Source organism: Salana multivorans, from assembly GCF_003751805.1.
Lineage (GTDB): Bacteria > Actinomycetota > Actinomycetes > Actinomycetales > Beutenbergiaceae > Salana > Salana multivorans.
In genome coordinates this window covers 2,148,815-2,172,601 of the sequence record NZ_RKHQ01000001.1, presented here as the reverse complement: position 1 = coordinate 2,172,601, position 23,787 = coordinate 2,148,815, and the positions used below count along the sequence as shown (strand labels likewise).

22 protein-coding genes are annotated in these 23,787 nt (G+C 73.0%); 4 read left to right on the top strand and 18 right to left on the bottom strand.

Features of this window, described 5'->3' with window-relative positions; all coding sequences use genetic code 11:
• Positions 1–23: 23 nt before the first annotated feature.
• From EDD28_RS09230 to EDD28_RS09215, 4 genes are all read right to left on the bottom strand, one after another.
• Positions 24–755, bottom strand: coding sequence for a hypothetical protein (locus tag EDD28_RS09230; protein ID WP_123739339.1), 732 nt, complete (start codon positions 753–755; stop codon positions 24–26).
• A 2-nt stretch (positions 756–757) separates the two neighbouring features.
• The gene (locus EDD28_RS09225) at positions 758–1,672 is read right to left on the bottom strand and encodes a carbohydrate ABC transporter permease (RefSeq protein ID WP_123740029.1); all 915 of its coding nucleotides are present in this window, start codon (positions 1,670–1,672) and stop codon (positions 758–760) included.
• An 11-nt stretch (positions 1,673–1,683) separates the two neighbouring features.
• Positions 1,684–2,631: a carbohydrate ABC transporter permease gene (locus EDD28_RS09220; protein WP_123739338.1), complete on the bottom strand. Its 948-nt coding sequence runs from the start codon at positions 2,629–2,631 to the stop codon at positions 1,684–1,686.
• A 175-nt stretch (positions 2,632–2,806) separates the two neighbouring features.
• Complete coding sequence (locus EDD28_RS09215; protein ID WP_123739337.1) at positions 2,807–4,168, bottom strand: ABC transporter substrate-binding protein; 1,362 nt, start codon at positions 4,166–4,168, stop codon at positions 2,807–2,809.
• A gap of 146 nt (positions 4,169–4,314) precedes the next feature.
• On the opposite strand from EDD28_RS09215, the gene EDD28_RS09210 reads away from it, so the two are divergent.
• Entirely contained in the window at positions 4,315–5,538 is a 1,224-nt protein-coding gene (locus EDD28_RS09210; RefSeq protein ID WP_123739336.1) for an SGNH/GDSL hydrolase family protein, read from the top strand.
• Here the strand turns inward: EDD28_RS09210 and EDD28_RS09205 are convergent.
• Positions 5,489–6,223, bottom strand: a complete 735-nt coding sequence (locus tag EDD28_RS09205; protein ID WP_123739335.1) for a hypothetical protein — start codon at positions 6,221–6,223, stop codon at positions 5,489–5,491. The genes EDD28_RS09210 and EDD28_RS09205 overlap by 50 nt on opposite strands.
• A gap of 228 nt (positions 6,224–6,451) precedes the next feature.
• Between EDD28_RS09205 and EDD28_RS09200 the strand changes: the two genes are divergently transcribed.
• The 3 genes from EDD28_RS09200 to EDD28_RS09190 all read left to right on the top strand — a co-directional run bounded on the left by EDD28_RS09200 (position 6,452) and on the right by EDD28_RS09190 (position 8,959).
• Positions 6,452–7,147 carry a winged helix-turn-helix transcriptional regulator gene (locus tag EDD28_RS09200; protein ID WP_123739334.1) on the top strand — a complete coding sequence of 232 codons (696 nt, stop codon included), beginning with the start codon at positions 6,452–6,454 and terminating at the stop codon, positions 7,145–7,147.
• 140 nt (positions 7,148–7,287) lie between these two features.
• Positions 7,288–7,920: a DUF47 domain-containing protein gene (locus tag EDD28_RS09195; RefSeq protein WP_123739333.1), complete on the top strand. Its 633-nt coding sequence runs from the start codon at positions 7,288–7,290 to the stop codon at positions 7,918–7,920.
• Between the two features lies 1 nt (position 7,921).
• The gene (locus EDD28_RS09190; protein WP_123739332.1) at positions 7,922–8,959 is read left to right on the top strand and encodes an inorganic phosphate transporter; all 1,038 of its coding nucleotides are present in this window, start codon (positions 7,922–7,924) and stop codon (positions 8,957–8,959) included.
• 9 nt (positions 8,960–8,968) lie between these two features.
• Here EDD28_RS09190 and EDD28_RS09185 read toward each other — a convergent pair whose 3' ends face one another.
• The 13 genes from EDD28_RS09185 to EDD28_RS09125 all read right to left on the bottom strand — a co-directional run bounded on the left by EDD28_RS09185 (position 8,969) and on the right by EDD28_RS09125 (position 23,781).
• Positions 8,969–9,571, bottom strand: coding sequence for a TetR/AcrR family transcriptional regulator (locus EDD28_RS09185; RefSeq protein WP_123739331.1), 603 nt, complete (start codon positions 9,569–9,571; stop codon positions 8,969–8,971).
• Between the two features lie 5 nt (positions 9,572–9,576).
• Positions 9,577–10,131, bottom strand: a complete 555-nt coding sequence (locus EDD28_RS09180; RefSeq protein WP_123739330.1) for a hypothetical protein — start codon at positions 10,129–10,131, stop codon at positions 9,577–9,579.
• Positions 10,132–10,335: 204 nt separating this feature from the next.
• Positions 10,336–11,115, bottom strand: a complete 780-nt coding sequence (pstB, locus tag EDD28_RS09175) for a phosphate ABC transporter ATP-binding protein PstB (RefSeq protein ID WP_123739329.1) — start codon at positions 11,113–11,115, stop codon at positions 10,336–10,338.
• Between the two features lie 28 nt (positions 11,116–11,143).
• On the bottom strand, positions 11,144–12,076 hold the full coding sequence (pstA, locus tag EDD28_RS09170) for a phosphate ABC transporter permease PstA (protein WP_123739328.1): 933 nt from the start codon (positions 12,074–12,076) through the stop codon (positions 11,144–11,146).
• On the bottom strand, positions 12,076–13,116 hold the full coding sequence (gene pstC / locus EDD28_RS09165; protein ID WP_123739327.1) for a phosphate ABC transporter permease subunit PstC: 1,041 nt from the start codon (positions 13,114–13,116) through the stop codon (positions 12,076–12,078). The genes pstA and pstC overlap by 1 nt, the downstream gene beginning before the upstream one ends.
• Positions 13,117–13,160: 44 nt before the next feature.
• Positions 13,161–14,324, bottom strand: coding sequence for a phosphate ABC transporter substrate-binding protein PstS (gene pstS, locus EDD28_RS09160; RefSeq protein ID WP_123739326.1), 1,164 nt, complete (start codon positions 14,322–14,324; stop codon positions 13,161–13,163).
• Between the two features lie 337 nt (positions 14,325–14,661).
• Entirely contained in the window at positions 14,662–15,681 is a 1,020-nt protein-coding gene (locus EDD28_RS09155; RefSeq protein WP_245967981.1) for an NUDIX hydrolase, read from the bottom strand.
• 62 nt (positions 15,682–15,743) lie between these two features.
• Complete coding sequence (locus tag EDD28_RS09150) at positions 15,744–17,972, bottom strand: RNA degradosome polyphosphate kinase (protein WP_245968053.1); 2,229 nt, start codon at positions 17,970–17,972, stop codon at positions 15,744–15,746.
• Positions 17,973–18,155: 183 nt separating this feature from the next.
• Positions 18,156–19,136, bottom strand: a complete 981-nt coding sequence (gene mshD, locus EDD28_RS09145) for a mycothiol synthase (RefSeq protein WP_211339158.1) — start codon at positions 19,134–19,136, stop codon at positions 18,156–18,158.
• Positions 19,133–19,810 carry a hypothetical protein gene (locus tag EDD28_RS09140; protein WP_245967980.1) on the bottom strand — a complete coding sequence of 226 codons (678 nt, stop codon included), beginning with the start codon at positions 19,808–19,810 and terminating at the stop codon, positions 19,133–19,135. The genes mshD and EDD28_RS09140 overlap by 4 nt, the downstream gene beginning before the upstream one ends.
• A gap of 224 nt (positions 19,811–20,034) precedes the next feature.
• Positions 20,035–21,078, bottom strand: a complete 1,044-nt coding sequence (locus EDD28_RS09135; protein WP_245967979.1) for an arabinan endo-1,5-alpha-L-arabinosidase — start codon at positions 21,076–21,078, stop codon at positions 20,035–20,037.
• On the bottom strand, positions 21,075–22,589 hold the full coding sequence (gene arfA, locus EDD28_RS09130) for an arabinosylfuranosidase ArfA (RefSeq protein WP_123739321.1): 1,515 nt from the start codon (positions 22,587–22,589) through the stop codon (positions 21,075–21,077). Before arfA ends, EDD28_RS09135 begins: the two co-directional genes overlap by 4 nt.
• Before the next feature lie 97 nt (positions 22,590–22,686).
• Positions 22,687–23,781, bottom strand: a complete 1,095-nt coding sequence (locus EDD28_RS09125) for a LacI family DNA-binding transcriptional regulator (RefSeq protein WP_245967978.1) — start codon at positions 23,779–23,781, stop codon at positions 22,687–22,689.
• Between the last annotated feature and the right edge of the window lie 6 nt (positions 23,782–23,787).

Here is a 23,787-nt window from a genome sequence, read left to right as displayed (position 1 = left end):
AACGGGGTCAGGACGGGGGGCGGTCAGGCCGCGCCGTGCCGGCGGCGCTCCGCCGCCACGAGGGCGACGGTCACCATGCCCGGCGTGATGACGACGAGGGGCGGCAGCATCCACACGACGACCGCGGCGACGCCGTAGCCGGTGAGCACGAGCACGCTGCCCACGGGGTCGGCGACGGTGACGTCGACGGCCTCGCGGAGCAGGTCGCCCCACCGGGCGCCCGGGCGCCACAGCGCCGCGGCGCGGCTGACGACGAGGAGGACTCCGACGCCGGCCGCCACGCTGACCCAGCCGACGGCGGCGCCGCCGGGCACGAGTCCCTGGAAGCTCCCCGAGGCGTTGACCGCGAGGAGGCCGAGCACGGCGGTGGTGCCGAGCCCGACCCACCAGCCGCCGGAGCGGAATGCATCGACGAAGCCGCGCCAGAACGCGCGGAGCGAGTCGTCGCGCGCCGACAGGTGCCGCTCGAGCTGGCGCACGGCGGCCGCGAGGGCCGGCACGGCCGGGAACAGCGGGAGCGAGAGCGCGCAGACGCACAGCCCGATGAGCAGCATCTGGCTGAACGGCCCGACCGCTCCGCCGCCGAAGCGGCGCAGCTCCTCCGGCGCGGTGAGGTCCGCGTGACGCCTGCGGGCGCGACCCGATCGACCGAGCACGGCGAGGCCCGCCGGCCCGGGGTTGGGGAGGCCGGCGGCACCCACGCCGACCTCCCCCGTCCCGTTGGCGCCCCGGTGCGGGGCGGTGGTCCCGGTCATCCCTAGCCCTTGAGCCCCTGCGTGGCGACCCCGCCGACGAGGTGACGCTGGAAGGCGAAGAAGAACAGCATGACCGGGAGGAGCGCGAGCATGGCCATGGCCATCTGAGCTCCGTAGTCGCTCGTCGTCGTCTGGTCGACGTACGCGCGCAGGGCGATCGGCATCGTGTACATGCTCGGGTTCTTGAGGTAGAGCAGCGGGCCGAAGAAGTCGTTCCACGACCAGATGAACGCGAAGATCGCCGAGGTGATGAGCGCGGGCTGCATGAGCGGGAGGATGATCGACCCGAAGATCCGCGCGTGGCCGGCACCGTCGATCCGGGCCGCCTCGTCGAGCTCGTTCGGCAGGCCGCGCATGAACTGGATCATGAGGAACACGAAGAACGCGTCCGCCGCGAGGAACTTGCCGATGAGCAGCGGCCAGTAGGTGTTCACCATCCCGAGGTTGTTGAACACGATGTACTGCGGGATGACGACGACGTGGAACGGCAGCAGCATCGTGCCGATCATGCAGGCGAAGAACACGTTGCGGCCCGGGAACTCCACCCGCGCGAAGGCGTAGGCGGCGAGCGAGCAGGAGATGAGCACGCCGACCACCGAGGCGACGGCGAGGATGAGGGAGTTGCTGACGAAGGTCCAGAAGGACACCCCGCCGATGCCCTCGAGGGCCGTGGCGTAGTTCGCGAGCGTGAAGTCGCTCGGGATGAGCGAGACGTTGCCGACGATCTGGTTGCTCGGCTTGAAGGTCGAGGTGAGCATCCACACCGCGGGGTAGAGGATGACCACGAGGACCGCGAGCGCGAAGATGTGGAACCCGGTGGAGCCGACGGCGCCACGGCGTCGGGCGGCCTTGCGCAGCTGCTCCGACTGCTGGGCTGACACGGTCGGGCCGAGCTTGCCTGCCGCCTTGGGCGGCATCGAGGTGGCGCTCACTTGTTGCCTCCCGAGTAGTGCACCCACGCGTTGGACGTGCGGAACATGACGAGCGTGACGAGGCCGACGACGAGGACGAGCACCCAGGCCATGGCCGAGGCATAGCCCATCTGGAAGTCGCGGAAGCCACGGAAGTACAGGTAGAGCGTGTAGAAGAGGGTCGAGCGGGCCGGGCCACCGGTGCCGTTGGAGATGATGAACGCGGAGTTGAAGATCTGGAACGCGTGGATCGTCTCGAGCAGCAGGTTGAAGAAGATGACCGGGGACAGCATCGGGATGGTGATCTTGAGGAACTTGCGCACGGGGCCCGCGCCGTCGACCTCGGCCGCCTCGTACAGCTCGACCGGGACCTGCTTGAGGCCCGCGAGGAAGATGACCATCGGGGCGCCGAACTGCCACACCGTCAGCAGGATGAGCATCGGCATCGTGCGGTTCGGGTCGCCGACCCAGCCACCGGCCGAGGCCGCGGGACCGCCGAGCGACTCCACGACGCGGGCGACGATGCCGTTGTCGATGAACATGGCCTTCCACACGATGGCGATGGAGACCGAGCCGCCGATGAGGGAGGGCAGGTAGTACGCGGAGCGGTAGAAGCCCATCCCGCGCCGGCCGGCGTTGAGCAGCATCGCGACCGCGAGGGCCGAGATCAGCTTGATGGGCGTCCCGACGACCACGTAGTACAGCGTGACCTGGCAGGCCTTGAGGAAGTTCGGGTCGGAGAAGAGCCGGGTGTAGTTCTCGATCCCGGTGAAGTTCGGGGCGTTGAACAGGTCGTAGTCGGTGAACGACAGGTAGAGCGAGGCGATCATCGGACCGGCCGTCAGCACGAAGAACCCGATCAGCCAGGGCGAGAGGAACGCGTAGCCCACGCGGGCTCCGTGCGCCTTCTTGCGCTTGATCGAGCGGAGACGGTCGGAGTCGAGCGGTATGGCGGGTGCGGCCATGGCAGGACCTCCTGACGGGAAGAGCTGGGACGGGGCCGGGCTGGGCCCGGGGGGACGCGGCGCTGCGTCGGGCATGTCGCGGGCTGACCGCAGCCGACACGTCGGGGTGTCGGACGGCGGCGGCGCTGACCGGACCAGCACCGCCGCCGTCGACGTCTCTAGCGAGACGGGTCGATCACAGGATCGCCATCTCGGCCTCGGCCCACCACTCGGTCACGAACTGGTCGACGGTGAGGTTGCCGTACTGGATCTCCTCGGAGAGCTGACGCCACTTCTCCTCGATCGTGCCGAAGCCCTTGACGGGGATCGGGGCGGTGGAGGTCGTCGTGGTCGCGACGTACTCCTCGTAGGCGAGGACCTTCGCGTCGACCGAGCCGTCCTCGGCCTGGACGGCCGCGCGCTGGTCGACATCGGCCGGGACGCCCTTGCTCGTACCGAAGATGGTGCCGACCTCGGGGTCGGTGAGCAGGAAGTTGATGAGGGCGGCCGCCGCCTCGGGGTTCTTCGTGTTCGCGCCGGCCGACAGCAGCATCGACGGACGGAAGAAGTTGGCCGTGCCGTCGGGGCCGCTCGGGATCGGGTGGAGCTCGATCGAGTCGGTCCCGGAGTCGGCGGTGTACCCGGCCATGAAGTTGGACCACGACATCTCGGAGGAGACCTCGTTCATCGTGAACCCGCCGAGCGGGCTGAGCGCGACGCCGCGGGCGACGGGGAACTGCGCCTCCTGCTGGCGGACGTCGGCCGTGAGGGCGAACCAGTCCTTGACGTCGTCCTGCGTGAAGTTGAGCTGGCCGTCGTCGCTGAACGGGTCCGTGCCGTTCTGGATGAGCCACTGCAGGAAGAACCAGAACGTCCCGGTGTAGTCGCCGCTGCCGTAGAGGTCGTAGCCGTCGGCGTTCTTGACGCCGGCCGCGTGGGTCTTCTCGATGAACTCGTTGAGGTCGGCCCACGTGTAGCCGTCGGCGGGGAACTCGACCCCGGTCTGCTCGATGACGGTCGGGTTGACGAACATGCCGAGCGTGTTCGTCGAGGTCGGGATGCCGACCTGGACGTCGTTCAGGTTGCCCGCCGCCACGAGGCTCTCGTCGAAGCCGGACAGGTCGATCGCGCCGCTGTCGACGTACTCGGACAGGTCGAGCAGGCGGTTGGCGTTCGCGTACTCGCGCAGGTAGGAGGAGTCGAACTGCAGCACGTCCGGCAGCGCCGAGCCGGCGGCCTCGGTGTTGCGGGCCGTCCAGTAGTCGGGGAACGCCTGCCAGGAGGTCTGCACCGTGACGTTCGGGTACTTCTCCTTGAAGAGCGCGAGGGACTCCTCGTACTTGGCGGCGCGGTCGTCGTTGCCCCACCACGTGAACGAGATGGTGCCCGAGACGTCGGCCGGGTCGGTCGGCTCGGCGTCGCCGCCGCCGTCCGTCTCGGACTCGGACGCCTTGTCCGTCGGGCTGCTGGTGTCGCCGCCGTCGCCGGTGCCGCACGCGGCCAGGACGAAGCTCGCGGCGGCGATCGCAGCCACGGAGCCGATGAGGGACTTCTTCATGGGACAGAGCCTCCTTGCTCGAGGAACCGAGGGATTGAATCGGTACAAAGGGGAGCATATTGAATCGCTTCACTCGCGTCAACCGCCCGCATCGCGCCGTTGCTAAATCGTTACACATCGGGCGCCGAGGCGGTAGCGTCGCGACCATGATGACCGACCCCCGCATCGAGGTCCTCGGGGCGGCGTGGCTCGAGGAGACCCCGCACGGCCTGCTCCCGCACCGCCTGCCCGCCTGGACGCGCGCCCAGTACGAGAGCGAGCTCTACGGCCTCAACGTCACGCAGGGCTCGGGCGTGCGACTGCGGTTCGCCACGGCGTCGGACCGGCTGGCGCTGCGGGTGCGCGCGAGCCGCCAGCTCTTCGAGCCCGTGCCGCCGGCACCCGCGCTTCCCGCGCGGGACTGCGGGCCGTTCGACGCGGTGATCGACGGAGAGGTCGTCGCGACGTCGGTCCCGACCGGCGGCCGCGTCGGCCTGCTCCGGGCCGACGGCGCGACCGCGACCGTCGACGACGACCCCGGCGACGAGCTCACCGTCACGTTCGCCCTGCCGCCGGCACCGCCCGGCGGCGGCCGGCGCACCGTCGAGATCTGGCTCCCCTACCGCGACCGCGTCCGCCTGCTGGCCCTGGAGGCGGACGACCTCGCGGCGGCCGAGCCGTCGGACGGCCCGCGCTGGGTCCACTACGGCTCGTCGATCAGCCACGGCGCCGAGGCGGCATCGCCCGCGCGCACGTGGGTCGGCGTCGCGGCGCGGCGGGCCGGGCTCGACCTCCACAACCTCGGGTTCGGCGGCGCCGCGCTCATGGACCCGTTCGTCGCCCGGACCATCCGCGACCTCGACGTCGACGTCGTCTCGGTCAAGGTCGGCATCAACGTGCTCAACGCCGACGCGTACGGGCGCCGCGTGTTCGGCCCCCTCCTGCACGGCTTCCTCGACACGATCCGCGAGGGCCACCCGGACACGCCCCTCCTCGTGGTGTCCCCGATCTTCTGCCCGATCGGCGAGGACCTTCCCGGGCCGACGATGATCGACCCGGCGCGGCTGCCCGAGGTCCGGTTCCGCTCGCTCGGCTCGCCGGACCGGATCGCCGAGGGCGCGCTCACGCTGCGGGCGATGCGCGAGCTGATCGCCGGCATCGTCGCCGACCGCCGCGCGGCCGGCGACCACGAGCTGCACCACCTCGACGGGCTCGACCTCTACGGGGAGGCCGACGACGCCGCGACCCCGATGGCGGACCTGCTCCACCCCGACCCGCCGGCGCACGAGCTCATCGGGCAGCGCGCCGCCGCCGTCGTCGCCGACCTCGTCCGGGGACGGGCTAGAGCAGGAAGTACCGCAGCAGCCCGTACGCCGGCAGGCCAGCGATGACGACGGGCAGCACCGCGGCCGCGAGGGCCGCGAGCGGCTGACGCGCCGCGCGGTAGCGGCCGAGCGCCTGGTGCACGGACGAGCTGACCAGCCCGGCCGCGAGCCCGATGAGCGCGGCGACCCAGGACAGCTCCGGCAGCGCGAGCGCCGCACCCGCGCCGAGGATCGTTGCAGCGGCGATCGTCGCGAGGGCGTGCGGCCACGGCGGCAGGTGGATCGCGGAGACCGCGGCGCCGGCGGCCAGCGTCCCCGCCGTCGTGACGACGACGGCGAGCGCGATCGGGTCCGGCCCCATCCCGAGCCACGCCGCCCCGGACAGGAGCACGACGACGCCGGCGACCGACGCCGAGAGCGAGTCGACCAGGCGCTGGCGCCCGTCCCGGCGCAGCAGCTCGAGGACGAACGCGCCGATGACGCCGAGCGCCCCGACGATCGCGAGCAGGCGGAGGTTGCCCGAGGTGAGGACCGCCCAGCCGGCGCCGGCGCCCGCGAGGAGCAGGAGCGCCGTGCGCTGCCACGGGATCGGCAGCCCGACGAGCTGGGGCCAGCCGACGGCGAAGATCGCCAGGAGCACGCACACGACGACGCCGCCGACCGTCGGCGACGCGACGTACCCGACCGCGACGGCCGCCGCGGCCACCGCGCTCAGCACGGCCCTGACCGACGGACTCAGCGTCCGAGCCACAGGCCCCTCCTCGCGCTCGCTGGATCGGCGCGGCGGTGCCGCGACACGCGCCCGCTCGCGTGGTCGCGGCGGAGCCGTTCCACGGTACTGCACGGGGCAGGCAACACGGTCGTGACATCGGGGCAATACAGTGGTGTCGGTCCGGGGGTCGTCCCGGGCCGCCGACTCGTCGGCCCCGGGGCATCGCAGGGACCGTCGGCGCGGCCCGTCGCACCGGGAAGGACACGCGTGGCCGATCTGCTCCTGCTCACGTCCGAACCTGGCGGCGCCACGGCCGTCCTGCCGGCTCTCGCGCTCGTCCCGCACCGGATCAAGATGGCCGACCTGGCCCCGTCCGCCGTGCTGGAGGCGGCCGCGACCGACGTCGTCGTCCTCGACGGGCGCGGCGACCTCGCCACCGCGCGGACGACCTGCCGGCTCATCCGCTCGACCGGCCTGTCGGTCCCGATCCTGCTCGTGCTCACGGAGGGCGGGCTGACGGTCGTCTCCGCCGACTGGGGCATCGACGACATCGTCCTGGACACGGCCGGCCCGGCCGAGCTGGCCAGCCGGCTGCGCCTGCTCGGGGACAGCGCCCGCGCGAGCGCTCCGGAGCGGGACGAGGACGGCGAGATCGAGGCGGGCGACCTGACGATCGATCCGGGCGGCTACACGGTCCGCCTGCGCGGGCGCACGCTCGAGCTCACCTACAAGGAGTTCGAGCTGCTCAAGTACCTCATGCAGCACCCCGGCCGGGTGTTCACGCGCGCGCAGCTCCTCCAGGAGGTCTGGGGGTACGACTACTACGGCGGCACCCGGACGGTCGACGTCCACGTCCGGCGCCTGCGGGCCAAGCTCGGGATCGACTACGAGACGCTCATCGGGACGGTGCGCAACGTCGGCTACCGGTTCGACCCGCCGACGCCGGCGCCCGCCCTGTCGTAGACTCGTCCTGGCGTCGGGCCGGGCAAGCCCCGGGCTCCAATTTCTGCCGCTACGAGCGGCCACGCGCCGAGAGGCGCTTCCCGGTCCGGCGCCGCTGCCATCCCCTGGCACCTCCCGGACCACGACCGATCGGCCCGCCCGTGCGCTTCAGCCTCACCCCTCGCGAGGACCGCGTGCTCGAGCTCCTCGGAGCGCTCGCGCGCCACCTCCCGGTCGCGGCCGACCTCCTCGCGCAGCTCGTCGGCGCCCTGCCGGAGGACCGCCCCGCGCTCGCCGAGCGCCTGCGCGCCGTCGAGCACGACGCCGACGAGGACGCCAGGGCCGCGCTGCGCCGGGTCACCGAGGTCTTCGTCACCCCGCTCGAGCCGGCCGACGTGTACCTGCTGGCGGCCGCCCTCGACGACTGCGTCGACCAGCTCGACGAGGTCGGCGAGCACATCGTGCTGTACGGGGTCGAGACGCTGCCGCCCGGTGTGGTGCGCCAGGCCGAGGTCATCCAGCGCTGCGCCGAGCTCGCCGTCGACGCCGTCGACCGACTCCGCTCGCTGCACCGCCTGCGCGAGCCGCTGGCCGAGATCACCCGGCTCGAGGACGAGGGCGACGCCCTGCACCGCGACCTCCTGCGCTCGGTGTTCGACGGCTCCTCCCCCGCCGGCAGCGACCCCATCCGGGTGCTGGCGCTCAAGGAGGTCGTCGACGAGCTCGAGGACTGCATCGACTCCTTCCAGAAGGTCGCGAGCGCGCTCGGGACCATCGCCCTGCGGGAGGGTTGACGTGGAGGCGGCCCTCGTCGTCGTCATCGTCGCCGTCGCCCTGGCCTTCGCCTGGACGAACGGCGTCCACGACGCGTCGAACGCCATCGCGACGTCCGTCTCGACGCGGGCGCTCACCCCGCGCGCCGCCCTCGTCATGGCCGCGGTGATGAACGTGGTCGGCGCGCTGCTCGGCACGTCCGTCGCGGAGACGATCGCGACGAGGATCGTGACGCTCGCGCCACCCGGCGCCGAGCCGGGGACCGTGCCCGAGGGGATGGCCGGAGCCGCGCTCGTCGTCGTGCTCGCGGCGCTCGTCGGCGCGATCGGCTGGAACCTGCTGACCTGGCGGCTCGGGATGCCGTCGTCGTCCTCCTACGCGCTCATCGGCGGGCTGGTCGGCGCCGGGCTCGCGGGCGCGTACGCGATCCAGTGGGGCGAGGTGATGGATCGCGTCGTGTGGCCGCTGCTGCTCTCCCCCGTCATCGGCTTCACGCTCGCGTTCGTGCTCATGACGGCGCTGCTGTGGGCGATCCGCGGGGCTCGGCCCGCACCGACGACGCGCCGGTTCCGCGCCGCCCAGACCGTCTCGGCCGCGGCGATGGCGCTGGGGCACGGCCTGCAGGACGCCCAGAAGACGATGGGGGTCATCCTGCTCGCGCTGCTCACGGTCGGCTGGGCGGCCCCGGGCTCGAGCGTGCCGCTGTGGGTCAAGCTGTGCTCGGCCGCCGCGATCTCGCTCGGCACCTACGCCGGCGGCTGGCGGATCATCCGGACGCTGGGGCGTCGGCTCATCCACCTCGACCCGGCCCGCGGGTTCGTCGCCGAGTCCGTCGCGGCGAGCGTGCTCTACGTCGCCGCGATGGGCCTGCACGCCCCGGTGTCGACGACGCAGACGATCACCTCGGCGATCGCCGGGACGGGCGCCACCCGCGGTCTCGCCGCCGTGCGCTGGGGCGTCCTGCGGAGCATCGCGCTCACCTGGGCGGCGACGATCCCGGCGGCCGGCCTGCTCGGCGCGCTGGCGTTCTGGCTCCTGCGCGCCGTCCTGCCGGTCTGACCCGTCGCCCTACCCTGACTCCTCGTCGGCCAGCTCCGCCAGGTGTCGGGAGACGAGGTCGAGGGCGTGCACGGCCTGCGTCGCCTCGCCCGCCCAGAGTCCGTGCACCGCCGCGCCGTCGAGCAGGGCGTGCAGGCGCTGCGCCTCGTAGTCGGGGTCGCGGTCGCGCCCGAGCTGGCCGGCATCGGCGAGGATCGCGACGGCGGCCCGGCACGCGCGCCCGACGGCGGTGTCGAGCCGGACGGCCGCGGCCCGCAGGGCCGGGTCGGTGAGCGCGAGGACGCCGAGCTGGATCTGCGCCGCGAGCTCGGTGCGACGCTCGCGGTCGAGGGGAAGGAGCTGGGCGAGCATCGCCTCGACCAGTCGGCGTCCGGTCAGGTCCGGCGGGAGCGCCCTGATCCTCGCGGTGGCCCGCTCCTCGACGAGCGCCAGGCAGTGCTCGCGAAGGGCGTGCTGGGTGGGGAACGCCCGCCGGAGCGAGGCGGTGGCGATCCCGGCCTCCTCCGCGACCCTGCGCACGGACAGTCCGGCGAGCCCGTCGCGCTCCAGCACGCGCAGCGACGCGGCGGCGATCTCGGCGTTGCGCGCGTCGACGTCGATCAGGCGGGGCACGGCACTCAGCCTACGGAAGCCCCCCGGGACGCGGTGACCTCTCGCCTCGGCCAGATCGTGTAGCTGATCGCCCAGAGCAGGTCGATGGTCAGGATCAGCCCGAGGATGCGGAAGGTCGCGGCCAGCGCGCCGGTCCGCGCGGGGTCGCCGACGAGCAGGATCAGTCCGCCGGCGATGGCGCCAGCGACCGCGGCCATGAGGAGCGAGCGGAGGACGTCCTTCCAGCACTTCACCGTGTAGCTGGTGCCGGTGAGCTGCTCGGGCCTCGGGCCACCGGCGAACCGGTGGGCGAACCGGACGTCGGCCCAGGCGATGATCGGGTGGCCGAAGGCCACGGAGAAGCCGATGTAGATGGCGGCGAGGCCGTGCTCCCACGACGCCGTCCCCCCGCGCAGCAGGTCGATGGCGACCAGGACCAGCAGCACGACGTCGATCACCGGCGCGGCGATCAGCAGCCCGGCGCCCAGACGCGGCCGGCGCAGCAGGTAGCGGACGGCGAGGCCGGACAGGATCGCCACCCAGAAGCCGACCTCGCAGGCCACGATCAGCGCGAGGATCATGTCCGGTCCCGTTCCCTCGAGGTTTATTTAGCACGAGTGTACTCGCAAAAGTCCTCGGTGGGGCGCACGACGAGCTCGACCCCCGCGCCAGCCGACTCGGCCCGGGGGTCGGTGTCGGCGTGCGCGGGGGTCGAGCTCGGGCCGGAGGGCCGGCGTCGGTGCCCGGGCGGCGGGGCCGCGGTCGGGGCAGGGTCGGGCGCGGGATCAGCCGAAGCGGCCGGAGATGTAGTCCTCGGTCGACTTCTCGCGGGGGGCGGAGAACATCGTCGTCGTGTCGTCGATCTCCACGAGCTGCCCCGGCTTGCCCGTCGCCTCGAGGTTGAAGAACCCGGTGCGGTCGGAGACGCGGGAGGCCTGCTGCATGTTGTGCGTCACGATGACGATCGTGTACGCCTCCTTGAGCTCGTGGATCAGGTCCTCGATCGCGAGCGTGGAGATCGGGTCGAGCGCCGAGCACGGCTCGTCCATGAGCAGCACCTGCGGCTGGACGGCGATCGCGCGCGCGATGCACAGGCGCTGCTGCTGCCCGCCGGACAGGCCCGAGCCGGGCTTGTCGAGGCGGTCCTTCACCTCGTTCCACAGGTTGGCGCCGCGCAGCGAGCGCTCCACCAGCTCGGCGGACTCCGCGCGGGAGAGCCGGCCGCGGTTGAGCCGCACGCCGGCGAGCACGTTCTCCTCGATGGACATCGTGGGGAACGGGTTAGGCCGCTGGAACACCATGCCGATCTGGCGACGCACCTGCACCGGGTCGACGTCGGGGCCGTAGAGGTCGAGGCCGTCCATGACGGCCTTCCCCTCGACGCGGGCGCCGGGGATGACCTCGTGCATGCGGTTGAGGGTCCGCAGGAACGTGGACTTCCCGCAGCCGGACGGGCCGATGAGCGCGGTGACCGAGCGGGGCTCGATCGCCATCGTCACGCCCTTCACGGCGAGGAAGTCGCCGTAGTAGATGTCGAGGTCGCTGACGTCGATGCGCTTGGACATGGGGTGGGGTCCTTCCGAGGTAGCGCGGTCAGCGCTCGGCGATGGAGAAGCGGCGGGAGATGAACCGCGCCACGAGGTTGAGCAGCATGATGAGGACGATGAGGACGAACGCGGCCCCCCACGCCCGGTCGGCGCCGACGCCGAGGGCGTCCTGGCTGTACTGGCTGTAGGCGAACACGGGCAGCGTCGCGACGCGACCGTCGAGCATGTTCGTGTTGACCTGCGTGACGATGCCGACCGTGAGCAGGAGCGGCGCGGTCTCGCCGATGACGCGGGCGATCGCGAGGACGATCGAGGTGACGATGCCGGCGAGCGACGTGCGCAGGACCACCTTGACGATCGTGAGCCACTTCGGCACGCCGAGCGCGTAGGCCGCCTCGCGCAGCTCGTTCGGGACGAGCTTGAGCATCTCCTCGCACGAGCGCACGACCACGGGGATCATGAGCACGGACAGCGCGATCGCGCCCATGAGGCCGGAGCGGTAGTCCGGGCCGACGAGCAGGGCGAAGAGCGCGACGGCGAACAGACCGGCGACGATCGACGGGATGCCCGTCATGACGTCGACGAAGAACGTGAGGACGCGCGCGAGGCGGCCCTTGCCGTATTCGACGAGGTAGATCGCGGCGAGCAGACCGATCGGCGCGGAGATGAGCGTCGCGAGCGCCGTGATCTGGACCGTCCCGAGCAGCGCGTGCAGGATGCCGCCGCTCGTCATGTCACCGAACACGCCCTGCATGTCCGTGCTGAGGAACTCCCAGCTCAGCATGCGGACCCCGCGGGAGATGACCTCGTACAGGAGGCTGATGAGCGGGATGAGCGCCACGAGGAACGCGGCGGTCACGAGCACGCGCATCGTCACGTCGGTCGCCTTGCGCCGGCGGCCGCGGGCGTCGGTCGTCAGCGGGGAGGACGACGGCGGGGGCGCCTCGCTGCCCGGGCTGCGCTCGAGGACGGTGGTCATCAGTTGGCTCCCGAGAAGGCGGCGCGGCGCGAGACGATCCAGCGCGCCAGCATGTTGACGACGAGGGTGATGGCGAAGAGGGCGAGACCGCTCGCGATGAGGACGCTCACGGAGATGCCGCTGGCCTCGCGGATCTGCTGCGCGATGTTGGCGGCGATCGTCTGGTGCTGCGCGCTGGCGAGGAGCTGCCAGCTGTAGATCTCGGAGCCCTTGGCGAACGGCGCGAGGATCATGAGGACCGCCATGGTCTCGCCGAGCGCACGACCCAGGCCGAGCATCGAGGCGCTGACGACGCCCGAGCGGCCGAACGGCAGGATCGCCTGCTGGGCGACCTCCCACTTGGTGGCCCCGAGCGCGAGCGACGCCTCGATGTGCAGGCGCGGCGTCTGCAGGAACACCTCGCGGCTCACGGCGGTGATGATCGGCAGGATCATGACGGCGAGGACGAGCGCGGCGGAGGAGATGTTCTTGGCCGGCGGCGAGTAGTTCGCGAACAGCGGGATCCAGCCGAGCTTCGCCGAGACCCAGTCCATGGCCGGGCCGACGCGCGGGACGAGCCAGAAGAAGCCCCACAGGCCGTAGACGACGGACGGGATGGCCGCCAGGAGGTCCACGACGTAGGCGACCGGACCGGCGAACCGCTTCGGCGCGTAGTGGGCGATGAACAGGGCGATCGCCACGGAGAGCGGCACCGCCACCACGAGCGCCAGCAGCGCGGCGAGCACCGTGCCGAACACCAGCGGGCCGATGTACTGGCCGAGGTTGAGGCCGCGCGTGAAGTCCGCGTAGGCCTCGGGCGCCGACGTGATCGCCGGCAGCGCCTCGAGCAGGAGGAAGAACGCGACGGCGGCGAGGATCGCGAGGATGAGGATGCCGGAGCCCGTCGAGATGCCGGCGAAGAGGCGGTTGCCGAACCGGCCCGTGCCCGTGAGGTGCTTCGGGGCGGCGGGCTGGCCGCCCCGGGGTGAGCCCGGCTCGGCGGCCGGACCCCCCGGGGCCGGTCGCCCGGCCCCGGGGGTGTGTGCGTGATCGGTCGTCACGAGGTCGCTCCTGGAGTGGTCCTGAGCCGTCCGGTCGGATCGGTTCAGGACGCCGAGATCGTGGCGATGGCCGCCTCGACGCGAGTGCGCAGGTCGTCGGAGATCGGCGCGGTGCCCGCGGCCTGCGCCGAGCGCTCCTGGCCGGCCTCGCTGGCGATGTAGCCGAAGTAGGCGGCGACGTTCGCGGCGTCGGAGGCGTCGGCGTACGTCTCGCAGCCCGCGAGGTAGGAGATGAGGACGAGCGGGTACGCGCCGGCCTCGGACGTCGTCCGGTCGAGCTGGTAGGTGATCCGCAGGTCCGTCGCGTCGTCCGTGAGCGGCGAGGCGTCGACGGCCTTGGCCGCGGCGTCGGCCGAGAACGGGACGAACGCGTCGCCGACCTTGAGCGCGGCCGTGCCGAGGCTGCCGGCCTGCGAGGCGTCGGCGTAGCCGATCGCGCCGACGGCGGAGGAGACCGTCGTCACCATGCCGGACGTGCCGTCGCCGGACTGCACCGACGCGATGGGCCAGGCCTCCTCGGCCTCGTCCGTCCAGACGTCCGGAGCGGTCTGGTGGAGGTAGTCGGTGAAGTTCTTCGTGGTGCCAGAGTCGTCCGAGCGGTTGACGACCGTGATGGCCGTGGCCGGGAGCGTCGCGTCCGGGTTGTCGGCGGCGATGGCCGCGTCGTCCCACGTCGTGATGTCGCCGCGGAAGATCTTGGCGAGCGTCTCCGGCGTGAGCTGGAGGTGGTCGACGCCGACGTCCGGGAGGTTGTAGACGACCGCGATCGGAGAGATGTAGACGGGCAGCTCGACGACCTCGCCGCCCTCGCAGCGCGCGGCGGCCTCGGTCAGCTCCTCCTGCTTGAACGCGGAGTCGGTGCCGGCGAAGAGCACGCCACCCGAGATGAACTGCTTGCGGCCACCGCCGGACCCCTGCGGGTCGTAGCTGACGGTGACGCCCTGGTACTGCTCGGTGAACCCGGCGATCCAGCCCTCCTGGGCCTTCGCCTGCGAGGACGCACCAGCGCCCGCCAGGTTGCCGGACAGGTCGGCGGGGGCCGAGCCCGAGTCGGTCGAGGCCTCGCTGGAGCCGGTCGAGGGCGAGTCGGTGCCGGCGTCCGTGGAGGAGTCACCGCCCCCGGTCACGCCACCGCCACACGAGGCGAGCACAAGAGCAAGGCCGGCGGCCGCGAGAGCGTAGGTGCCGCGGCGGATCGACTGCTTCAAGATCGGTGTCCCTTCACGTCTTCGAGGCACGACGCTGCTGCGCGTGCCATGACCTGACGCTAAGGAGACTCGGTGACCCGGCTCCGGCCCCGAGGTGAACGGAACCTGAACAGTTCGCCCGCGCGGGTGTGAGCAACGGCACAGGACCGCGACCGGCGCGCGGCGGGGCGCGCCGCGACCGGCGCGCGGCGGGGTCCGCCGCGAGTGGCGGCGGCGGGGGCGCGGCGGCGAGGCTCGCCGTGACGGCCGGCGACGGGGCGCGGGGTGGCACCGGCGGCCCGCGATCGCCGGCCGGCGGGGACTCCGGGAGTCGTCCGGTGACGCGGTCGGGGCGTCGTCAGCGGGGGACGCGGTGGCGCTCGATCGCCACCACCCGCACGCCGCGGCGGTGCCGCGGCAGCACGTGCGCCACGAGCATCTCGCCGGGGCGCAGGTACGGGTTCGCGCTCGGCAGGAGGGCCTTGACGCGGTTCGGCATCCGCTCCGCGAGGACGTCGAGCACGACGGGCAGCACCGGCCGGTGCGTGCACACCACCGTCCCCGGCTCGCCGCCGGGCAGCCGCAGCGAGGCGCGCAGCCCGAGCAGCAGCCTGGAGACGGCGCGGCGCGCGTGGACGGGCGCGCGCTTCGCCTCGGCCTCGGTGAGCTCTGGCACGAGCTCGACGAGCACCTCGGACAGCTCCGCGTACGGCACGACGGTCGCGACGCAGCGCTCCCACGGGCTCGAGGTCACCCGGTCGACGCCGAACGCCGACAGCGTCCCGGTGAGGTCGACGGCGTGGTGCAGGCCCTGCGCGGTCAGCGGTCGGTCGTGCTCACCGCCGGACCAGGCCGAGCGCTTCTTCGCCCGCGCGTGCCGGAGCACGACGAACGACCGGGTCTCGAGCGCGCCCTCGTCCCACAAGTCGAGCAGCGCCTCGAGCGGCAGCCGGTCGGAGGCGCGGGTGAGCAGCTTCCTCGCCTGCGTCGGCGTCACCCAGGTGGTGCGGTCGACCTCGCGCGGCGAGCACCGCTTGACCTCCATCCGAGCGCGCACGGCCGGCGTCTCGTCGGCCACGACCTGTGCGACCCAGTAGTGACAGACCTTGAGCCGGCCGTCGCCGAGCCGGTACCGGACCCCGGGGAGCTGCTGGCCGAGCACCACCTGGACGCCGGTCTCCTCGGCGATCTCCCGCACGGCGCAGGCTGGCAGCGTCTCCCCCGCCTCGAGCTTGCCCTTGGGCCAGGACCAGTCGTCGTACCGCGGCCGGTGGACCAGCAGGACCTCGATGCCCGACTTCCGCGAGCCGCGGCCGTCGCCGGATCCCCGGGCGACGCGGCGCCAGACGATCCCGCCGGCGGCGTGGACGGTCGGCACGGGCGCGACGCTCGGTGTGGCGGGACGCAGGGCCAGCGACGGCGTCATCGCACCGACCCCGTCTAGCGGCCCGAACGTCCGGCGACGCCGGACGCCCCCGGCCGGCCCGAGCGCCGGGCGATGAGCCAGCTCTGGACGTCGAGGAGCAGCTCGCCCTCCTCGTCCCGCGAGTGGCGCACCCACGCCTGCTCGCCGTCGTCGTGCTCGAGGTGCCAGCTCGACGTCGTGTCGGCGAGCTGCACCTCCATGAGGTGGCCGAGGAACGCGATGTGGTCGGGGTCCGTGAGCCGGACGAGCACCTCGACCCGGCGGTCGAGGTTGCGGTGCATGAGGTCGGCGGACCCGATGAAGTACTCCGGGTCGCCGCCGTTCGCGAACGAGTAGATCCGCGAGTGCTCGAGGAAGCGGCCGAGGATCGAGCGGACGGTGATGTTCTCGCTCAGCCCCGGCACCCCGGCCTTGACCGCGCAGATGCCGCGGACGACGATCCCGACCGGCACGCCGGCCTGCGACGCGCGGTAGAGGGCGTCGATCGTCTGCTCGTCCACGATCGAGTTGACCTTGAGGTGGATCCAGGCCTCCTTGCCGGCCCGGTGGTGCTCGATCTCGCGCTCGATCCGCTCGACGAGGCTGGAGCGGATCGACCGCGGCGCCACGAGGAGCCGGTGGAACCGGGACTTCGGCGCGTAGCCCGAGAGCTGGTTGAACAGGCGCGTGAGGTCCTGCCCGACGTCCGGGTTGCACGTGAGCAGACCCAGGTCCTCGTACAGCCGCGCCGTCTTGGGGTTGTAGTTGCCCGTGCCGACGTGGCAGTAGCGCCGCAGGCCGCCGGCCTCCTGCCGGACGACGAGCGAGAGCTTGCAGTGCGTCTTGAGACCGACGATGCCGTAGACGACGTGGACGCCGGCGCGCTCCAGCTTGCGGGCCCAGGAGATGTTGGCCTGCTCGTCGAACCGGGCCTTGATCTCGACGATCGCGAGCACCTGCTTGCCGGCCTGCGCCGCGTCGATGAGGGCGTCGATGATCGGGGAGTTGCCGGACGTGCGGTAGAGCGTCTGCTTGATCGCGAGCACGTTCGGGTCGGCCGCGGCCTGGGCGAGGAACTGCTGCACGCTCGTGGAGAACGAGTCGTACGGGTGGTGCAGGAGGATGTCCCGCTCGCGCAGGGCGGCGAAGAAGTCGGTCGGGCTCGCGCTCTCGACCTCCGCGAGGGCGCGCGGCGTCCGGCCGGCGAACCGCGGGTACTGCAGGTCGGGCCGGTCGAGGTCGGCGACGACGTTGAGACCCGTGAGGTCGAGCGGCGCCGGGAGCTGGTAGACCTCGGCCTCGACGACGCCCAGCTCGCGGATGAGCAGCCGGCGCACGAGCGGGGACATGTCGGGGGCCAGCTCGAGCCGGACCGGCGGGCCGAACCGGCGGCGCAGCAGCTCCTTCTCCAGGGCCTTGAGGAGGTTCTCGGCGTCGTCCTCCTCGACCTCCAGGTCCTCGTTGCGGGTGACGCGGAACGTGTGGTGCTCCACGACCTCCATGCCCGGGAAGAGGTAGTGCAGGTGGGCGGCGATGAGCTCCTCGAGGGCGATGAGGCGCACCGGCGCGAGCGGGTCGAGGTCGCCGTCGGCGCCCACCGACTCCACGACGACGAACCGCGGCAGCGACTGCGGCACCTTCACGCGGGCGAAGTGCTCCTTCTCGGTCGTCGGGTTGCGCACGACGACCGCGAGGTTGAGCGAGAGGCCCGAGATGTAGGGGAACGGGTGCGCCGGGTCGACCGCGAGCGGCGTCAGCACCGGGAAGATCTGCCGGCGGAAGTACTTGTGCAGCCGGTCCTGCTCCTGCTGGCCGAGACCCTCCCAGTGCGCGAACGCGATGCCCTGCTCCTCCAGCGCCGGGACGAGCTCGTCCCGGTACAGGCTCGCGTGCCGCTCCATCAGCTCGTGCGCGCGCACCGAGATCGCCTCGAGCACCTGGCGGGGCGTGAGGCCCGACGCGGCCGTGACCGCGATGCCGGTGGCGATCCGGCGCTTGAGACCGGCCACGCGGACCATGAAGAACTCGTCGAGGTTCGAGGCGAAGATCGCCGCGAACCGGCACCGCTCCAGGAGCGGGAGGTCGGGGTCCTCGGCCAGCTCGAGCACGCGCTCGTTGAAGGCCAGCCAGGACAGCTCGCGGTCGGCGAACCGGTCCTCGGGAAGCTCGGCGTCCTCGGCGGCGAGCTCGTCGTCGGCGAGGGCGTCAGCCGCCTCCGACGCGACCCCCTCGGCTGCCCCGTCGCGCTCGAACGCCTGCTCCATCGCTGCCGCCTCGGCCTCACCCTCGGCCGTCGCCGCGGCGACCGGATCGGGCAGGACGCCGGTGGCCGTGCTCGCAGGACCCGTCGACCCCGTCCCTGCGGCTTCGTCGGCGGTACGGGGGGTGAGCGCGTCGGTCATGCGCCTATCGTTGCATCCCCGCCGGGCCGCGGGCGACCCCCGGCCTCAGGCTGTGGACGACGCCCCGCGGACGTACTGGGCATGGCGCTCGACGACGCCGAATCCCGCCCGGTCGTACAGCCGCACGGCCGGTGCGTTCCCGCCGTCGACGTAGAGCTCGACGTCCCGGACGCCGCGTCGCGCGAGCAGCCCGAGCGCGTGGTCGAGCAGGGACCGCCCGAGCCCGCGACCGGCCGCGTCGGGGTGGACCGCGACGACGTAGACCTCGGCGCGCTCGCGGCCGCCGACGGGTGGCTGCGGCTTGATCCACAGGCTGGCGGCAAGGTCGCTGCCCGCGTCATCCGGCACGAGGAGGAGCAGCGACGGGTCGAACCACGGCTCGGCGACGCGCGTCGCGACGTCCTCCCAGGTCCACCGGCCCTGCTCGGGGTGGTCGCGGAAGGCGACGGCGTTGAGCCGCAGCCACGAGCGCAGGGCGGCCTCGCGCTCGGACGCGGGGAGGTCGGCGAGCCGGAGCGCGCCGGGGAGCTCGGGCAGCTCGGCGTCGCCCGGCCGGCTCGCTCGCTCGAGCCGGAGCAGCTCGCGCGCGCGGACCAGCCCGAGGTCGGCCGCGAGCGCCCGGGCCGGGGCGAGGTCGCCGTGCGCCCAGACCGCCGGGACCCCGGGCGCGGGCGGGGTGTCGGGGCCGGACGGGGCGGACGGGTCGCCGAGCTCGGGCTGCGCGGCCGCGTCGTCGAGCGCCGCCGTGACGAGCGCGCGACCGAGCCCGCGTCGCCGGTGCTCGGGGTGGACAGCCACCTCGATCGCATCGCCGCGGCGGGAGGCGAGGCCGACGACGCGCGCCGCGTCGCGCACGACCCACGCGCGCGCCGGCGCGGCCCCGGGGCGCAGCGCGATGAGGTGCTCCTCGGACAGGGGCTCGACGCCGTCGCGCGCCGCGACGTCGGCCAGCAGGCCCGCCAGGCCCACCCGGTCGTCCTCGGTGAGCGCCGTCGGTCCGTCGTACCGGGGCCCGGTGTCCCTCACTCGAGCGTCCCGGCCCGCGCGCGGCGGGCGGCGTCGCGCAGCTCGTCGGCGGTCCGGACGAGGTTGTTCGCGCGCCGGGTGGCGTGTGCCGCCTCGTCGCCGTGGGGCAGGTCCTGCAGGTCGGCGTCGAGCGCCATGCCGGTCCCGACGACGCGGTAGAAGGCGGAGGCCCGGTCGAGGGCGACGTCGAGGTCGGCGGTGATCGCGCCGGCAAGGACGGCGTCGGCGACGCGGCGCATCTCGTCGGGCGTCGGCGGCTCGGCGGCCCCGGCCACGACGCCGGCGACCTGGGCGCGCCGGCTGCCGAGGGCGAAGTGCTGGGCGATCTCCACGGGGCTGCGGCGGATCCACTCGCGCAGGGCGTACAGGCGCCAGAGGGCGCCGGGCAGCGTGTCGGCACCGGAGTCGGCCCACAGCTCGGCGACCACCTCGATGCCCTCGGTCTCCACGAGCCGGACGAGCCGGTCGACCTCGGCGGCGTCCGCGCCGTCGTGACCGCGGCGCAGCACGGCGCTCGCCGTGCGGTGGGCGGCGGCCTCGCGCATCGCGGGGTCGGCGCGGCCGACGATCCGGTCGGCCTGGGCGGGATCCATCGCGGCCGGCCGCCGCGGGTGCGGACGGTTCGGGCCGTCGGAGCCGGGGGCGCCGTCGGGGCCAGGAGGCTGCGCAGTCACCGCACCATTGTCACCCCGTCGGCCGCCCGGGTCCCGGGGGCGGCTCCCGCCGCAGGCCGTGCGGCGCCGCGACCGCCCGGCTCGGCGGTGTCCACCCCGGGACCGGATGCCGTCGACCACCCGGGCCCACCGTGGCCACGGCGCGCTCGCCGACCACCCCACGACCTGATCGACGCGGCGACCCGGTCCGGTGGTGGCCACCGCGGCGGGACCGCACCGCACGCTCACCCGTCGGCGGCGGCGAGCTCGCTCTCCGTCCGGGCGACCGGCCAGCCGTCGGCGTCCCACGCCAGCTCCCGGATGCCCAGCTCGAACGCCCCGGCGCGGGCGGCGTCGTAGAAGTGGAACGCCAGCCGACCCTGCGACACCGACTGCCCGCCGGGGCCGATCATGTCCCCCGACGTCGTGAGCAGCTCGAGGCCGCCGTCCTGCGTCATCGGGGTCCCGTCCGGCCCGACGTACGGCCCGGTCACCTCGCGCGAGCGGCCGACCGCGATGCTGTACGTCGAGTCGACGCCCCGGCAGCACGCGTCCCGCGAGACGAACAGGTAGTACCAGCCGTCCCGCTCGTGCAGGTACGGCGCCTCGATCGCGTTGAGCGCGTCCCCGCGCGAGGCGATCGTCACCGGCTCGGCGCCGGGCGCCGCGAGCCCGCTGGGCCACTCCAGCTCGACGAGCTGGATGCCGCCCCAGAACGAGCCGAACGCCATCCACGGCGTGCCGTCGGCGTCGGTGATGACGCCGGGGTCGATGGCGTTGTACCCGTCCCCCGCGGCCGAGGACCAGACGATCCCGCGGTCCTGCCAGCCGAAGTCGGCGTCCTCCGGGTCGAGGCTCGTCCCCGTCGCGAGCCCGATCGCCGAGGTGTTGCTGCCGAACGTCGACGCCGAGTAGTAGAGGTAGTACGTCCCGTCGTGCTCGACGATCTCGGGCGCCCACAGGTTCGTCACGCCCGGGACGGCCTCGGCGATCCACTCCGGCGTGCTCGCGCGGTCCCACACCGTGCCGAGGTACCGCCAGGTCGCGCCGTCGTCGGTCGAGCGCCGGATCTGCGGCGAGCCGGCACCGAGCGCCATCGACCCGGTCGAGTAGACGTACCAGCCGTCGTCGGTGACCACGAGCGCCGGGTCGTGGGTGTCCAGGTCGCCGGTCAGCTCGAGCTGGGTCGCGGCGACGGGCGCCGGGGCGGCGCAGGCGCCGAGGAGCGCCGCGACGGCGAGCAGTGCCGGCGCGGCCCAGCGCCACCCCCGGCGCCCCGGCGCGCTCACCCCCGGGCCAGCCGGAACATCGACCACGAGACGGCCGGCAGGGTCGCCGTCACCGTCGCGCCGTCGACCGTCGCCGTGGTGTTGGCGACCGGCAGGACGGACGTGTCGTCGTCGGCCGATGCCTGCCACGCGTGGTCGTCGCTGCTGTACGTCACGGCCTCCACCAGCTCGTACGCACCGTCACGCAGGTCGATCGCCAGCGGCAGAGCCTCCCCCTGCGACCGGTTGACGGCGAACACGGTCAGCTCGCCGCTCTCGGCGTCGAAGGTCGCGACGGCGTCCAGCAGCGGCACCTCGCCGAACCGCGTCGTCTCGTAGGTCGGGGACTCCAGCACCACCTGGAGCACGTCGCCCTTCGCGTGGCGCGAGGTCAGCGCGAACGGGTGAAAGATCGTCTGCTTCCACGCCCGGCCGCCCGGCTCCGTCATGATCGGCGCGATGACGTTGACGAGCTGGGCCTGCGACGCGGAGTGCACCCGGTCCGTGTGCCGCAGCAGCGAGATGAGCAGGTTCCCCACGACGACGGCGTCCGCCACCGTGTAGTGGTCCTCCAGCAGCGACGGCGCCACCGGCCAGTCGTCACCCGTCGGCGACGGGATGTAGGACTCCACCCGCGCCTGGTCCCACACGTTCCACTCGTCGAAGGAGATGTTGATCCGCTTCGTGTGCTTGCCGGCGGCGCGCACGGCGTCGGCGGTCGCGGCGACCGAGTCGATGAAGTGGTCCATGTCGACGGCCGAGGCGAGGAACGAGCCGAGGTCGGAGTCGCCCTCGCAGTAGTAGGCGTGCGCCGAGATGAGGTCGACCAGGTCGTAGGTCTCGGTCAGGACGGTGTGCTCCCACGTCCCGAACGTCGCCATGCTGGAGGAGGAGGAGCCGCACGCGACGAGCTCGAGGTCGGGCTGGATCTGGCGCATGGCCCGCGCCGTCTCGGCCGCGAGCCGTCCGTACTCCTCGGGCGTCTTGTGGCCGGTCTGCCACGGCCCGTCCATCTCGTTGCCGAGGCACCACATGCTCACGCGGTAGGGCTCCTCCGCGCCGTTGGCGCGACGCAGGTCGGACAGCATCGTGCCGCCGGCGATGTTCGTGTACTCCAGGACGTCCATCGCCTCGTGCACACCGCGGGTGCCGAGGTTGATCGCCATCATCGGCTCGACCCCGGCCTTGGCAGCCCAGACCATGAACTCGTCCAGCCCCACCGTGTTCGGCTCCGTGGAGTGCCACGCCAGATCCAGCCGCCGCGGCCGCTCCTCCACCGGCCCGATCCCGTCCTCCCACCGATACCCCGACACGAAGTTCCCACCCGGGTAGCGGACCGTCGAGATGCCGAGCTCCTTGACCAGCTCGACGACGTCGCCGCGGAAGCCGTCCTCGTCCGCCGTGGGGTGACCCGGGTCGTGGATGCCGGTGTACACGCACCGCCCGAGGTGCTCGACGAAGGAGCCGAACGTGCGGCGGCGCACGGGCCCGACGACGAAGGCGGGGTCGATGGTGAGACGAGGGGTCGACATGGCGGTCCTTTCATGCCCGGGCGTGGGCCCGGGGAGGTGGTTCTCTCGGTCGTTCAGCTGACGCCGGCGGGGCCGGTGCAGCGGTGGTGGCTGGTGGTCATCTGGTCGTGTCCCGGGCGGAGATGTGGAAGGGCAGGACACGCAGGCTGGCGGGCTCGGTCGACCCCTCGAGCCGGAGCGCGAGGAGGTCGAGCGCGGTCTTGGCGATCTCGACGCGGCCGGGCGCGACCGTCGTGAGGGCCGGCGTGGCGTACGCGGCCTCGTCGAGGTCGTCGAACCCGATCACCTGGACCCGTCCCGGGACGTCGACCCCGCGGATCTGGAGCGTGTGCAGCGCGCCGAGCGCGACCGCGTCGTTGAACCCGACGACGCCGTCGAAGTCGAGGTCCGCATCGAGCGCGTCCGAGAGCGCGGCGGCACCCGTCGAGCGACGCCACGGCCCCGTCGGCAGGAGGAGGTCGGGGTCGAACGGGAGGCCCGCGTCCGCGAGCGCCCGCCGGTACCCCTCGAGACGCAGGGCCTCGGACGACGTGGTGAGCTCCCGGGTCAGCCCGTCCTCCGCGACGTCGACCAGCCGGGGGTCGGGCTCGCGGACGGGCGGCGCCCCGGCGGCGACGATCCGCCGCGCGCCGCGCTCGATGAGGTAGGCGGTCGCGGCGCGCGTGCCCTCGATGTTGGCCATGACGGCGTGGTCGATGCCGACGCCGAACACGCGCTCGCCGAGCAGCACGATCGGGAACGGCGACGCCGCGACCGCCCGGCGCAGGTCGGTCGCCTCGAGCAGGAGCGGGGAGAAGAGCAGCCCGTCGGTCATCGAGCGGCGGTCGTTCGTCAGCACCTCGAGCTCCGAGGCGGCGTCCGCCCGCGTCGGCTCGATGAGGACGCTGAGCCCCATCCCGTCGGCGACGTCGACGACGGCGTTCGCGAGCTCGCCGAAGTAGGACTCGCCGAGATCCGGGATCGCCAGCCCGACGAGGCCGGTCCGGCCGCGCCGCAGGTTGCGCGCGGTCGCATTGACCCGGTAGCCCAGCTCCTCGATCGCCTCGGTCACGCGCGCCCTCGTGGTCGGGCGCACGTGCGGGTAGTCGTTGATGACGTTCGACACCGTCTTGAGGGAGACGCCGGCGATCCGCGCGACGTCGCTCATCGTGACGGCGCGCGGGGCCTCCTCCCGCGCGTCGCGCAGGCTCATCTCGCT

Coding starts and splice junctions, on each gene's coding strand:
- EDD28_RS09230 (WP_123739339.1), bottom strand. CDS start 755: ATGACCGGGACCACCGCCCCGCACCGGGGCGCCAACGGGACGGGGGAG.
- EDD28_RS09225 (WP_123740029.1), bottom strand. CDS start 1,672: ATGCCGCCCAAGGCGGCAGGCAAGCTCGGCCCGACCGTGTCAGCCCAG.
- EDD28_RS09220 (WP_123739338.1), bottom strand. CDS start 2,631: ATGGCCGCACCCGCCATACCGCTCGACTCCGACCGTCTCCGCTCGATC.
- EDD28_RS09215 (WP_123739337.1), bottom strand. CDS start 4,168: ATGAAGAAGTCCCTCATCGGCTCCGTGGCTGCGATCGCCGCCGCGAGC.
- EDD28_RS09210 (WP_123739336.1), top strand. CDS start 4,315: ATGATGACCGACCCCCGCATCGAGGTCCTCGGGGCGGCGTGGCTCGAG.
- EDD28_RS09180 (WP_123739330.1), bottom strand. CDS start 10,131: ATGATCCTCGCGCTGATCGTGGCCTGCGAGGTCGGCTTCTGGGTGGCG.
- pstB (WP_123739329.1), bottom strand. CDS start 11,115: ATGTCCAAGCGCATCGACGTCAGCGACCTCGACATCTACTACGGCGAC.
- pstA (WP_123739328.1), bottom strand. CDS start 12,076: ATGACCACCGTCCTCGAGCGCAGCCCGGGCAGCGAGGCGCCCCCGCCG.
- EDD28_RS09150 (WP_245968053.1), bottom strand. CDS start 17,972: ATGGAGCAGGCGTTCGAGCGCGACGGGGCAGCCGAGGGGGTCGCGTCG.
- arfA (WP_123739321.1), bottom strand. CDS start 22,589: ATGTCGACCCCTCGTCTCACCATCGACCCCGCCTTCGTCGTCGGGCCC.
- EDD28_RS09125 (WP_245967978.1), bottom strand. CDS start 23,781: ATGAGCCTGCGCGACGCGCGGGAGGAGGCCCCGCGCGCCGTCACGATG.